We start from the raw sequence: 11,322 nt of genomic DNA, 5'->3' as shown, positions 1-11,322 counted from the left end.
CAGACACCGTCTGAATTTGCAGCGGGCTGGAGAAAGGGTCATTCTGAGAATGAAGATTCCGACGTTACTAACTGAGTGTTGTATCTAATCGTGGGGGCAGGTCATCATCTCGCTCCCGGCCCTTTAGCTCAGTTGGTTAGAGCGTGCGACTCATAATCGCCCGGTCGCTGGTTCAAACCCAGCAAGGGCCACCAGACCGCCACTAGCTCATCGGGAAGAGCGGCAACCCAGGTGTTGTGGTACGGGGTTCGAGGCTCCGGTGGCGGACCAATGCCGACTTAGCTCAGTAGGTAGAGCAACTGACTTGTAATCAGTATGTCCTATGCTGTTTCTGGCACTACGGTAGTTGATGGTGGACTGACGGGCCAGCAAGTTTGGCTTCGCAACCGGGCTTTCACGAAGGTGCATTGCACCAGTAGTCCCGCTGAAATATTGTCGAGTTCACCTGATTTATTCAATCCTGACCTACTATATGAAGGTCGCTGTGATACGGACCTGGCTTATGTCTTGTGTTGAGAATTTGTTGAGCCGCTATAAGTTAACCTGCTTGCAGTAAACTAGCAGGGGAATTGTGTTGTTAAAGACTCTCAAAATACTGGCTTTAGTGATCTGTTTTGTGGTTAGCTGCGCAATGTACTTTCATCTCTATTTAGTGATGAATAAGAATTGTATTGGGAATACCGCAGAAGAGGTGACCTATGGGCATCTGGAAGATTGCCCTGATACTGACTGCCAGCCTTATAGCTGGAGTTATTATTTACATTGATGTTATCTCGGATTTGATTGCCGATGCCAATTTCCTTCACCTTCCTTAGATGTTTTTGCGTGAGCGCTGCTTTTTGCAAAATTGCTGTGTGAAAATACTGACCTTTGGGTTCAGCGCTCATCCAAAAGCATCTCGTGAAATCCGGTTAACCTCGGGTGGTTTGTTGGATGAGGTGCCTCAAATTTAACTAGCCTCACTTCGGTGGGGCTTTTTCATTTCTAAGGCCGCCATCAGGAAACAATGACTAATCCCATTGACCGCAGGAATAAGTTCAGCGTAATTTATTTCTGTGGTGAATCCTTTCTAAGCGAAAGGGCGTTCCAGTCAACTGCTATCTGCAGGTATGCGCGCGGCTTTGCTGACTGGGGTAGAGTCACCGGGAGGCACCCGGCACCATGACAACAACGATACAAGTTTCAAATTCCTTGAGAACCTGCCATAAAAAGCAGGCCTTTTTTTATGGTTTTACAAACTGCTGCTACGCTTTGAGTTGTGAGAAGTAACTGAGTGCCCGATGGTTCTCCTGGACCGATAGTGAATCAGCCGATACAGCTTCACTTCTGAGCATAGGTTTTACTCACACCTACCTTACAAATAGTCAACTGATTGGCCCGCCATCAAAAGCGGGCTTTTTTTATTTCAGGCTCCGGGAACCATCATCGACACGTCTACTTGTTAAATCGTCCCGAGGGCCTGAACCCTACACACAGCTCCCGCCATTAAGCGAGGAGATAGAGATGATCCGATATATGCCTGACAAAATTGCATCCGCAGTCTCGTATTGCGTGTCCGGCAGTCTTATTTGTGGAGGCGGCATTTTGCAATGGTTGCACGACCTCGACTGGAACAAGGTTGCAGTGGTAGGCGGTTTTCTTATCGGTATAGCCACATACCTTACCAACCTTTACTTCAAAAGACGCCAGACCAAGGCATACGAGAAGGCCCTTAAGAAGGGCTACATTACCGCACCACCACAGGATAATTAACATGGCATCGAAAAGAGCAAAACTCAGCGCAGCCATGCTATCCCTTATCGCCGCTGGAGCGTCAGCACCTGTACTGTTCGACCAGTTCATCAGTGAGAAAGAAGGCAACGCTCTAGTGGCCGTAATGGATCCCGGTGGCGTCTGGTCACTTTGCCATGGTGTGACAGTTATCGACGGCAAGCGTGTCGTAAAAGGCATGACTGCTACTGATGCGCAATGTAAGAAAGTGAACGCCATTGAGCGAGACAGAGCTCTTGCATGGGTCGATCAGAATATCAAGGTCCCACTGACAGCGCCGCAAAAAGTGGGCATTGCATCCTTCTGCCCGTACAACATTGGTCCCGGGAAATGCTATCCATCGACATTCTACAATCGCATCAACGCTGGTGACCGTAAAGGGGCATGCGAAGCAATCCGCTGGTGGATTAAAGACGGTGGCCGTGATTGCCGACTAACCAAAGGCCAAAAGAACGGCTGTTACGGTCAGGTCGAGCGGCGCGTCCAGGAAAGCGCACTGGCATGCTGGGGGATAGTTCAGTGAACCGCCTTACCGCCATTATCTCCGCGGTGTTGGTGTGCCTGATTGTCTGCCTTGGCTGGCTGGCAATGCACTACCACAACGCTGCCAGTCAGCAGCAGACGCGCGCAGAAACCGCAGAGCATCAGATTAACGCCGCTGAGTCAGTGACCTCTAACGTCCTGACCAACATGACCATTTTCAACACCATCTCCGAGGTCAACCAGCATGCAAAAGAGCAGATCGCACTGGACGCATCGGGAGCATCGGCAGATATCAAGGTTGCTGTTGCGAACGATGATTGTGCTCGCCGCCCTGTTCCTGATGGCGCAGTTAAGCGGCTGCAGCAATACGCGGACGGTTTACATCAAGGTGTCGGTGGTGCCGCTTCCGGCAAACCTCACGGCTGAGACGCCTTACCCGGCTATCCTGGATCCGATGTCATGGGGGCAAAGTCTGGACCTGAATGTCAGCCTGCTTTCTGCGCTTGGGCAGTGTAACCGCGACAAGGCCGACATAAGGCAGGCTGAGAAAGCAAGAGCCAGCCAATAAAGGCACTTCAGTAGTTCTTCACTGAGTGCCTTAGATTTCTCATCCAATTTCGGCAATTAGTTGTGTAAATCGGGCCTCAGCCTCTTGGAGGGTAGAGCAAGAAATATTACCCTCAAATTTTAGTTTTGTCCCATCGCTACGAACCCAGATATTCGCAACATCATGTTTGAGGATATCGCCGATCTCAAACGCAACATCCTCTGGTGCGCGTGCCGCAGAAAAATACCTGCCTCCGTCGCTCTCGAAGAGATAAACGACTAAATGTGCGTGGTCAATCGCATGCTTCTTGATAACAACGTAATGCATTACATCAACCATTAATCCTCCTTGGTAAAGATGTGATTCCTTGACAGGAATGATTTCTCTGTAGGAGCTACTTCGGATAGTGGCAGCCATTACAAAGCTCGCCTGCTGGTGGGCATGTCGTGCTGTAGAGCGTCTAGTTGCCGACTGTTAAGCATTACATCAGGCCCTGTGTAGATGCCTGCAATACAAAGTAAGAATAGCTCGTTCATTCTTCGTTTGTATATATGTTATAACTTCGGAAACATTTAGTAAGGAGCGCAGAATGAGTAAGTTTTTATGTTTCCTCGTATTATTCCTGGTGGGATGTCAGGGGCCAAAACAACAAACATTAACACCAAAGCAGAGACAGGAGTTCCCCATAATCAATCAATGGGCTGTAAAATTTAAAGAGGCAGTTGAAAGTAGATTTCCATATGCCAGTAGATATGTCGGAGATACATGCACTATCCGTGTTCATCAGCCGAAAGGAACAAATAAAATCACCAATATGCATGTAGTAGAAGGGAACCCGGAATTGTGTAAAGCGGCAGTTAAAGCTATACAGACCGCCAGTGATGATGGTTTATTACCCCTTACGCCGGAGCTTATCGGTGAGGAGTTTCCGTTGGATTTCAAACCATAGACGCGTCTCAGAACCACTATTACTTTTGTATTGCCTTCGCCATCGCAATACCAGCGCGCTTCAAAATGGCTGGATGTCCCGTAATGACGTTCGTCGTCTTGAGAACATGCCGCCAATTGAAGGGGGCGATATTTACACCGTTCAGCTCAACCTGACGCAACTGAAAAATCTCGAAAGCAGCAACCCTGCTGTTCAGGCACTGGCCCTGCGAGAGCTGCATAACCACGTATTCCCCGATATTTCCTTTGAACAATCTCCGCTGAAACAGGCCGCTTAGGAGCACTTTCCTGATGAGTAAAAAACAACTTCCGGTAGCACCGGCGGGTCGCCCCTGCGCGCGCGTTACCTGTGAAACATTACCGTCCGCACTGGACCGCTGGGACGGCGGGATCAAAGCGGCGGCCACCGACGATAACAGCATTTCTGTTTTTGATGTTATCGGGCAGGACTACTGGGGCGAAGGGGTAACAGCTAAACGTATTGCCGGTGCGCTTCGGGCTATGAACGGCTCCGACGTCACGGTGAATATCAACTCACCGGGCGGCGACATGTTCGAAGGTCTGGCTATTTATAACCTGCTCCGCGAATACGAAGGCCGTGTAACGGTGAAGGTGCTGGGCATTGCCGCCAGCGCCGCCTCGATAATTGCGATGGCCGGGGATGATATTCAGATTGGCCGCGGTGCCTTCCTGATGATCCACAACTGCTGGGTATACGCGATGGGAAACCGTCATGATTTTGCAGAACTGGCACAGTCACTGGAACCCTTCGATACCGCTATGGCTGACATCTACGCGGCGCGCTCCGGCCTTGATATGGCCGCCGTGCAGAAGCTGATGGACGCGGAAAGCTATATCGGTGGCAGTGATGCTGTGGCGAAGGGACTGGCAGACAGCTTGCTTTCTGCTGATGCGGTCAGCGACGGCGACGAATCGCCTGCAGCCGCGCTTCGCAAACTTGATGCATTGCTGGCCAAGACAAACACCCCGCGCTCTGAGCGCAGAAAACTCATTAAAGCCTTATCCGGTGGCATGCCTGGCGCTGTCACCACCAACGACGGTACGCCGGGCGCTGCCGAAGATATCAAACCTGAAACCATCAATTCACTTGAAATCGCCCTGGCGGCGTTAGTCAAATAAGGACCCTTTATGTCTGAAGTAAACGATATTCTGAAAAAAGTCACGGCCAGCATTGAAGAGGCAACCGGCAAGTTCAACGCTAAAGCAGAAGATGCACTCAAAGAGGCGCAGAAATCCGGCAAGCTTTCAGAAGAAACAAAGGCAGCCGTCGATAAAATGGCTTCTGAGTTCAACGCCCTGCGTGAAGCAGAAAAAACGCTGAAGGCCGCAATGGGCGAACTTGAGCAACATGTTGCCCAGATGCCGCTGGCAAACGCGAAACAGGTTGTCGAGTCCGTTGGCCACCAGGTGATCTCTGCTGAAGCCCTGAAGACCTTTGCTTCCAGCGTGGAAGGTGGTAAGCGCATCAGTATTCCGGTTAAACGGTGAGTCGGTAACTGTCACAACCACGTACAGTGAGACGCCACAGCCTGAAGCAGTTTGGCTGGTGGAATCAAACGAGCTCTACGCGCAACAGTACCGCGTTGTCAGTGTGAGCGATAACAATAATGGTACCTTCTCAATCACTGCGGCATTTCATGACCCGGACAAATACGCCAGAATTGATACCGGCGCGATTATCGACCAGCGACCGATTAGTGTTATTCCGCCGGGAAACCAGTCCGCACCAGCCAACATCGTAATCAGCTCGTTTTCTGTGATTCAGCAGAATATCAGCGTCGAAACCATGCGCGTAAGCTGGGACCAGGCAAAAAATGCCATCGCCTATGAGGCACAGTGGCGCCGTAACGACGGGAACTGGGTGAACATGCCGCGCAGCTCGACTACGTCATTCGATGTTCCGGGAATTTATGCAGGGCGTTACCTGGTGCGCGTGCGCGCCATCAATGCTGCCGAAATATCATCAGGATGGGGGTATTCAGAAGAGAAGGCGCTGACAGGTAAAGTAGGCAACCCTCCGAAGCCTGTGGGATTCATGGCCACTGGCATTAACTGGGGTATTCGTCTGAACTGGGGATTCCCGGCAAACACCGGCGATACGCTAAAAACAGAAATCCAGTACACAGCCAACAGTGACTTTTCAGATCCGCTACTTCTGTCAGACGTGCCTTACCCATCTGCTGAATATACTCAGCTTGGACTGAGGGCAGGGCAGGAATTCTGGTATCGCGCGCAGCTGGTGGACAAAACAGGAAATGAATCAGGCTATACCGACTGGATTCGCGGCATGTCTAACGATAACGCCGATGATTATCTTGGTGATATAGCCGATGACTTCCTGAGCTCTGCTGATGGCGAACGGCTTACAAGCGATATCGATACAGATTTGGAAGCAGCACTGCAAAACGCACTGGCGAACAACGCTACGGTTGATCACCAGTGGGCGCAGTATGGTGACGTTCGTGCTGAAATCCTCATTGTCAGAACGACAATAGCCGAAGTCGATAAAGCTATGGCTGAACTCTCCACGACTGTCCAGGCGCAAATTGAGGACGTCACGGCAACGCTTGAAGATAAGCTTACCGCAGTGGTTGATGCGGACGGCGCCACAGCGATTTATACCCTGAAGGCAGGGGTTCGCATCAACGATGTGATGTATAACGCCGGGATGTCCATTGCCGTACTGGCTGAAGCTGGTAAACCGGTTGTGACACGGGTCGGTTTTAACGCTAACCAGTTCGTGCTGATGAGTGGCAGTGGAGATACGCAATATTCTCCTTTCGCAGTGGTGAATGGTCAGGTGTTTATCAGCTCGGCATTCATTCAGGATGGGACAATAACCAATGCAAAAATAGGTGCTTTTATCCAGTCTAATAACTATGTCGCGGGTACTCAGGGATGGCGTCTGGATAAAAACGGTACTTTTGAAATTAACGGTGTTGCTGGCGGCGGGAGGATGATTATAAATAATCAGCTTATCCGTATTTACGACAGTAACAATGTCCTCCGTGTCCGTATGGGGTTATGGTGATGCCGCAGGGACTTCAATGTTGGGATTCAGCAGGTCGCATAGTTGTCGACCTGTCTGATTTCTCCATTCGTTATATTGGTAGTGCGAGCGTAACTTTTGCCACGGGAGAAAGTTCGAAAAATATCCCTTTTTCTGGAGTCTCTCAGGATGGTTCATTCATTACCATTGTCACTCAGGGGCTGGACGTGAATGAGTTTTTTTGCCGCGCTTTTAACGGCGGTTTTACTGCCATGTATCTTCCGGTTAATGGGGTACCATTTCCAAGAACACTTAATGTGGAGATTTATAATTTCCAATGAGCGGATTTGAGGTTTACAACGAGAGCGGAAAAATTACAGTTGACTCAGATAACAGGGGAACACTTTTCTATGATCAGAGAGCACTCGGCACAGTACAAAGCAAAGGTGCTTACAGAATAGACAGCCCTTTCGGAGACGGCAGTACGTTGGGCTATACACCGCAAGAGTTCTGGAATGACGGTCATTTAAGATGGTTACAACTCTCACCAAATAAGTATGGTATGCCAGGCGCCGAAATTCTTGAGGACTATGCGGGGATGATGATCCGCACCAGCAGGAATGCTGCGCTGGAGAGTGGTTATCTTGATGTTTTCAACGGTGCGGGTGAACTCATCTGGAGTGCCGTGTCAGCGTCTAAGATGCCAAGAATAATGGGTTTTTTTGATGTTCCACCTGGTTATGATCTTCAGAACAACACCTTTATCGTAACCCCAGGCTTTAACCCGTGGATTCTGGTCAATAACTGCCCTGGAAATTTAAGTGATGATGGAACTGTTGTCGGTTATTCAGGTATCACTCTGAAGTGGACCGGCTCGCAATTGCAGGGCCGGTACATATCAAAAAATCAAAAAAGCTGGGGGCAAACGTTACAAAATCAGGGGATCAGAATCCCTCTTGCTCAGTTCGTTGGGATCTGACTTTGGCGGAACACGCGGATACTGAGTTGCTATCATATTTTGCTTAACGCCTTTATCCGCATTGAAATGATAAATCACATTCATGCTGTCTGCTTTCTTATAACAGATATTACTGAGGCGCTTATAAATATGGCGACTGAAAAGCCCATCGCTTGTATCAGAAATAATATCCATTTGTCTGGTTGCGCAGTTAATCTGCACATTAACATCGCCACCCAGTGATAAACGGGCAGCATCGACCGGATAATCCATTTGGAAATTATATTCTTTACTGTGCTTAACACATCCAGATAGTACAAGCGGAAGCATTGCAATTAAAAAAGTTCTTAGTTTCATTTTTTAATCTTTTATGTGTTTTGCAGCATTGTAACTATTCCATGCTGCATGAACATAGATACACGCCGCATTTCTGTTTATTTTCATGTCATTTCAGGAGGTTTTGCAATGTCAGCTGGTACATTAACACTGACGAATGGCTCTGATATCGTCGCCGGTTCTGGAACCGTATTCAATACTGAACTTGCTGCAGGTGATTTTGTAGTCGCCATAATTGGCGGTATCACTTATACGCTCCCGGTAAAATCAGTTGAAAGCCCGGAATCATTAACGCTAATTCGCGCATTTCCCGGTCCGACGCAGTCAGGTGCTGCATGGAATGCCATTCCCCGCGCCACGCAAAACCAGTTAACGGCAGAGCTGGTATCGCAGACAACGGAAGCTTTGCGTGGTCTGAACTATGACAAACAGAACTGGCAGGCTATCTTCAGTGACGATGGTAACATCACTGTCAGGCTCCCTGACGGTTCAACGTTCTCCGGCCCGTCATGGCTGAAGATTGTCGAGTTACTTAACAGCATCGATGTGGATGCTCTTCAAATCCTGGCTGCTCAGATTCATGTGGACGCGCAACAGGTAGCTTTGGATAAGACAGAGGTTGTGCAGAATAAAACCGCCTCCGAAAGCGCAGCAACCACAGCAACGCAGAAAGCTGATGCTGCGGCTCAGTCGGAGGCGAGCGCTGCACAGTCAAAGACTGATGCGGCCCAATCCGCTCAGGAAGCAGAAGCAGATCGTATTGCTATCGGTGATGTTGAAGCCGCGCTTGCTGCCATAAATGGCGTGGCCACTATCCCACTCGGTCTGCCAATGTATTCGCCCACGCGCGCAACAATCCCCACTGGTGGCGTTGCGTATGACGGGCAGATACTGCCTTATGCGACCTACACCAGCGTTAAGGCTGCAATGACCTCAGGATCACTACCTGTGGTCACTAATGCTCAATGGCTGGCAGACCCTAAGCTGCGGCAGGCATTCGCAGAGGTTGATGCGGACCACTTCCGCTGCCCTGATTACAATGGTGTGCAGGCGGGCTCGATTGCGCAGGTGGCATTAACCGGTGGTACAACAGCTCAGGCAGGCATTTTCCATGGCGAAGCGCCAAATGCCAAAGGTACGATCGGCGCGTCCGGAACGGGAGTTTTTGCTAATACAGCGTCAACCAGCGGCGTATTCGCGCCTACGAATACCTATCCAAACAGCGCTCAGGCGGGAAGCGCTTCAACCACGACCGCGTCACAGGTGAGTATTGACCTTTCCAGGGCAAGTGATGTCTATAAAGACACCGCCAGCGATATTCTGGCTGCGCGTGCCGTTGGTGTTATCTGGGGGCAACTCTTTGGCCGCATCAATAACCCCGGCAGCATGGACGCCGCAACACTGGCGGCAAGAATTGAGCAGGTAAACACTCGTGTAACTGAATCGATCAATAAGCGCTTTATCCGTGGGTTAGATCTGACCGTGTCGACAACGACAGTAACGGTTTCTGCTGGCGCAGCTGTAATCCCCTCTACAGGCGCTCCCCTGGAAGTATCGGCGCCAGTTACGGCAAATATCGGGGCGACCACAGCGTCAACCTGGTATCACGTTTACCTGTATTCAAACAATGGAACGCCTGCGATTGAAATCTCCACGACGGTGCCAACACCATATGCTTATCCTGCGCATACAAAGACAGGTGATACTTCACGCCGTTATCTCGGCAGTTTCCGTGTTGATGCATCGAACGGCGTGCGCGGGGTTAACACGGTTGACGGAAGGGCTTTCCTGCAGGGTTCATGGTACTCCGTCAACCGCGTATTAGCCGGAGGAACAGCGACACCGCGAACGGCTGTAGACGTAAGTTCTCTTAACCCAGTCACGGCACTTACCTGTTTACTTTCTGCCAACAACGGCGCTACCGCAGGTGTGGCTGCCATCGGAAGTACTAATGAAGCGTCAGGCGATATGATCAACGTACCGATTAACGGGAAGTTTACAGCCGAGATCCCGTTCCGCTCGTACCCTAACATTTTTTATCAATACCTGTCCGCCGTGTCTGGTGGTGGACTCTATCTCGATATTGGAGGCTATACCTATGCCAGATAAAGAATACTGGGCTGTAACAGAAACAAGTTACCGTGCGGTGAGTGGCCCTGACAGCCTGGCAGAGGGTGAAACCCTTGTAGAAGGGGCACGCCCGGTTATCCCTTATCTTGACAACCTCTACACTCAACAAGAACAGAGAACAAAAGCGGATGCCATTATCGAATCGCTGCAGGAAGCGGTAGATGTTGATCTGGCCAGTGATGATGAAAAATCCAGGTTGCTGGCCTGGAAGCGTTATCGTGTACTACTTAGCCGTGTCGATCTGCGCGCTGCAACACCAGGCTGGCCGACACTTCCAGACTAAGGAAATAAACAGCCGCAGCCCATCAAGTTCAGGATAGGGATGCGGCTTGTTACTTAGTATTCATACCAAGCCTCTGAGCTATGGTTTACCTGAGGCGTTCTCTTGCGTCTCTTCTCATAATATGTCTGGCTTTCCATTCAGAATAATCTTTTAGTAACCACCTCGAACTTCTGCCTAGCTTTATCGGGATAGGGAACTCACCCCGCTTTATCAGCGAGTAAAAATATTTAGCAGTGAATCCCGAATCGTTAGTTATATATTTCAGGTCAATGAGTGAATCTACAGAAAGGTTAGTGCGAGCTTTTGGCATCATGCATATACTTCCTTTAATCGTGGACTTGTTGAAATGTGCGAAGTTAAAAATTCACTTTACCGCTACTTATCCTCCCTAGATGCTCGAACTTTTTCAGTGATCCATGCTTCCACTTCTGTTGATACCCACCTTACGGAACTACCAATCTTGATAGAGTTTGGGAACTCACCCGCGTTCATCCACTTGTAAATAGCCGTTTTTTTGAACCCAACAGTGCGGCAAACCTCTTTCAGGTCCATCAAATATATGTTCAACTGTCATCCTCCTCGTTAAAAATTGTGTGTAGGTTATGGAATATCAAACATTTCGAATAGAGCCTAATAAATGGGTTACAGAGTCTTTACTGATGGCGATCACGGGCCTCACAAAGAACGCTATCAGATCTGCACGGGAAAAATCATGGATGGAGGGAAGGGAGTATCGACACTATTCAGGCGATTGTCAGCCTAAGGATAACAGTCCGATAATGTATAATCGGTTAGAAGTCGATGCCTGGGTTGAGAGACAAAAACCTGCCGTTCCACGTCAACGCAAATGACGTTGG

The 11,322-nt window shown here is 49.6% G+C and carries 14 protein-coding genes, 1 tRNA gene and 3 pseudogenes; 14 read left to right on the top strand and 4 right to left on the bottom strand.

The window, feature by feature from the left end; translation table 11 throughout:
* Positions 1–117 precede the first annotated feature (117 nt).
* Positions 118–194: transfer RNA gene (locus tag ACOTXI_RS04360), tRNA-Ile, on the top strand.
* A 426-nt stretch (positions 195–620) separates the two neighbouring features.
* On the opposite strand, the gene ACOTXI_RS04355 is transcribed toward ACOTXI_RS04360, so the two are convergent.
* Entirely contained in the window at positions 621–887 is a 267-nt protein-coding gene (locus tag ACOTXI_RS04355) for a hypothetical protein (RefSeq protein ID WP_126287442.1), read from the bottom strand.
* Positions 888–1,503: 616 nt separating this feature from the next.
* Between ACOTXI_RS04355 and ACOTXI_RS04350 the strand changes: the two genes are divergently transcribed.
* The 3 genes from ACOTXI_RS04350 (at position 1,504) to lysC (ending at position 2,821) form a co-directional block, all read left to right on the top strand.
* Positions 1,504–1,752 carry a class II holin family protein gene (locus ACOTXI_RS04350; RefSeq protein ID WP_058654329.1) on the top strand — a complete coding sequence of 83 codons (249 nt, stop codon included), beginning with the start codon at positions 1,504–1,506 and terminating at the stop codon, positions 1,750–1,752.
* 1 nt (position 1,753) lies between these two features.
* Positions 1,754–2,293 (top strand): lysozyme, encoded by a 540-nt coding sequence (locus tag ACOTXI_RS04345; protein ID WP_058654328.1) that lies wholly within the window; start codon positions 1,754–1,756, stop codon positions 2,291–2,293.
* A 204-nt stretch (positions 2,294–2,497) separates the two neighbouring features.
* Positions 2,498–2,821, top strand: a complete 324-nt coding sequence (gene lysC, locus ACOTXI_RS04340) for an Rz1-like lysis system protein LysC (protein ID WP_421633868.1) — start codon at positions 2,498–2,500, stop codon at positions 2,819–2,821.
* A 39-nt stretch (positions 2,822–2,860) separates the two neighbouring features.
* Here the strand turns inward: lysC and ACOTXI_RS04335 are convergent, their stop codons facing one another.
* Positions 2,861–3,217: a hypothetical protein gene (locus ACOTXI_RS04335; RefSeq protein ID WP_126287421.1), complete on the bottom strand. Its 357-nt coding sequence runs from the start codon at positions 3,215–3,217 to the stop codon at positions 2,861–2,863.
* Positions 3,218–3,389: 172 nt separating this feature from the next.
* Between ACOTXI_RS04335 and ACOTXI_RS04330 the strand changes: the two genes are divergently transcribed.
* The 7 genes and pseudogenes from ACOTXI_RS04330 (at position 3,390) to ACOTXI_RS04300 (ending at position 7,737) form a co-directional block, all read left to right on the top strand.
* Positions 3,390–3,749, top strand: a complete 360-nt coding sequence (locus ACOTXI_RS04330; protein WP_023292743.1) for a cell envelope integrity TolA C-terminal domain-containing protein — start codon at positions 3,390–3,392, stop codon at positions 3,747–3,749.
* 49 nt (positions 3,750–3,798) lie between these two features.
* A pseudogene (locus ACOTXI_RS04325) lies at positions 3,799–4,026 on the top strand (phage portal protein); the annotation flags it as partial.
* A 13-nt stretch (positions 4,027–4,039) separates the two neighbouring features.
* On the top strand, positions 4,040–4,888 hold the full coding sequence (locus ACOTXI_RS04320; RefSeq protein WP_058654325.1) for a head maturation protease, ClpP-related: 849 nt from the start codon (positions 4,040–4,042) through the stop codon (positions 4,886–4,888).
* A 9-nt stretch (positions 4,889–4,897) separates the two neighbouring features.
* Positions 4,898–5,251 (top strand): annotated as a pseudogene (locus ACOTXI_RS04315) (phage major capsid protein); the annotation flags it as partial.
* Positions 5,247–6,800, top strand: a pseudogene (locus tag ACOTXI_RS04310) (host specificity protein J); the annotation flags it as partial. The pseudogenes ACOTXI_RS04315 and ACOTXI_RS04310, both read left to right, overlap by 5 nt.
* Positions 6,800–7,099: a hypothetical protein gene (locus tag ACOTXI_RS04305; protein ID WP_023292719.1), complete on the top strand. Its 300-nt coding sequence runs from the start codon at positions 6,800–6,802 to the stop codon at positions 7,097–7,099. The pseudogene ACOTXI_RS04310 and the gene ACOTXI_RS04305, both read left to right, overlap by 1 nt.
* Positions 7,096–7,737, top strand: a complete 642-nt coding sequence (locus tag ACOTXI_RS04300) for a hypothetical protein (protein ID WP_058654323.1) — start codon at positions 7,096–7,098, stop codon at positions 7,735–7,737. Before ACOTXI_RS04305 ends, ACOTXI_RS04300 begins: the two co-directional genes overlap by 4 nt.
* On the opposite strand, the gene ACOTXI_RS04295 is transcribed toward ACOTXI_RS04300, so the two are convergent.
* The gene (locus ACOTXI_RS04295) at positions 7,687–8,073 is read right to left on the bottom strand and encodes a hypothetical protein (RefSeq protein WP_126287430.1); all 387 of its coding nucleotides are present in this window, start codon (positions 8,071–8,073) and stop codon (positions 7,687–7,689) included. The two genes, ACOTXI_RS04300 and ACOTXI_RS04295, sit on opposite strands and share 51 nt — an antisense overlap.
* A gap of 108 nt (positions 8,074–8,181) precedes the next feature.
* On the opposite strand from ACOTXI_RS04295, the gene ACOTXI_RS04290 reads away from it, so the two are divergent.
* Positions 8,182–10,161, top strand: a complete 1,980-nt coding sequence (locus ACOTXI_RS04290; RefSeq protein WP_181008242.1) for a hypothetical protein — start codon at positions 8,182–8,184, stop codon at positions 10,159–10,161.
* Entirely contained in the window at positions 10,151–10,465 is a 315-nt protein-coding gene (locus tag ACOTXI_RS04285; protein ID WP_055321782.1) for a tail fiber assembly protein, read from the top strand. The genes ACOTXI_RS04290 and ACOTXI_RS04285 overlap by 11 nt, the downstream gene beginning before the upstream one ends.
* A gap of 375 nt (positions 10,466–10,840) precedes the next feature.
* Here the strand turns inward: ACOTXI_RS04285 and ACOTXI_RS04280 are convergent, their stop codons facing one another.
* Entirely contained in the window at positions 10,841–11,017 is a 177-nt protein-coding gene (locus ACOTXI_RS04280) for a helix-turn-helix transcriptional regulator (RefSeq protein WP_181008243.1), read from the bottom strand.
* A 50-nt stretch (positions 11,018–11,067) separates the two neighbouring features.
* On the opposite strand from ACOTXI_RS04280, the gene xisR reads away from it, so the two are divergent.
* Positions 11,068–11,316, top strand: coding sequence for an excisionase family protein (gene xisR, locus ACOTXI_RS04275; RefSeq protein WP_055321780.1), 249 nt, complete (start codon positions 11,068–11,070; stop codon positions 11,314–11,316).
* The last annotated feature ends 6 nt before the right edge of the window (positions 11,317–11,322 follow it).

The sequence above is a fragment of the Enterobacter cloacae complex sp. BZL2005 genome, from assembly GCF_049238885.1.
In the GTDB taxonomy this organism is placed as follows: Bacteria; Pseudomonadota; Gammaproteobacteria; order Enterobacterales; family Enterobacteriaceae; genus Enterobacter; species Enterobacter roggenkampii.
This window is presented reverse-complemented; position numbering and strand designations above follow the sequence as displayed.

Coding starts and splice junctions, on each gene's coding strand:
- ACOTXI_RS04350 (WP_058654329.1), top strand. CDS start 1,504: ATGATCCGATATATGCCTGACAAAATTGCATCCGCAGTCTCGTATTGC.
- ACOTXI_RS04320 (WP_058654325.1), top strand. CDS start 4,040: ATGAGTAAAAAACAACTTCCGGTAGCACCGGCGGGTCGCCCCTGCGCG.
- ACOTXI_RS04295 (WP_126287430.1), bottom strand. CDS start 8,073: ATGAAACTAAGAACTTTTTTAATTGCAATGCTTCCGCTTGTACTATCT.
- ACOTXI_RS04355 (WP_126287442.1), bottom strand. CDS start 887: ATGAGCGCTGAACCCAAAGGTCAGTATTTTCACACAGCAATTTTGCAA.
- ACOTXI_RS04330 (WP_023292743.1), top strand. CDS start 3,390: ATGAGTAAGTTTTTATGTTTCCTCGTATTATTCCTGGTGGGATGTCAG.
- ACOTXI_RS04345 (WP_058654328.1), top strand. CDS start 1,754: ATGGCATCGAAAAGAGCAAAACTCAGCGCAGCCATGCTATCCCTTATC.
- ACOTXI_RS04290 (WP_181008242.1), top strand. CDS start 8,182: ATGTCAGCTGGTACATTAACACTGACGAATGGCTCTGATATCGTCGCC.
- ACOTXI_RS04305 (WP_023292719.1), top strand. CDS start 6,800: ATGCCGCAGGGACTTCAATGTTGGGATTCAGCAGGTCGCATAGTTGTC.
- ACOTXI_RS04300 (WP_058654323.1), top strand. CDS start 7,096: ATGAGCGGATTTGAGGTTTACAACGAGAGCGGAAAAATTACAGTTGAC.
- ACOTXI_RS04280 (WP_181008243.1), bottom strand. CDS start 11,017: ATGGACCTGAAAGAGGTTTGCCGCACTGTTGGGTTCAAAAAAACGGCT.
- lysC (WP_421633868.1), top strand. CDS start 2,498: ATGCAAAAGAGCAGATCGCACTGGACGCATCGGGAGCATCGGCAGATA.
- ACOTXI_RS04335 (WP_126287421.1), bottom strand. CDS start 3,217: ATGGCTGCCACTATCCGAAGTAGCTCCTACAGAGAAATCATTCCTGTC.
- xisR (WP_055321780.1), top strand. CDS start 11,068: ATGGAATATCAAACATTTCGAATAGAGCCTAATAAATGGGTTACAGAG.
- ACOTXI_RS04285 (WP_055321782.1), top strand. CDS start 10,151: ATGCCAGATAAAGAATACTGGGCTGTAACAGAAACAAGTTACCGTGCG.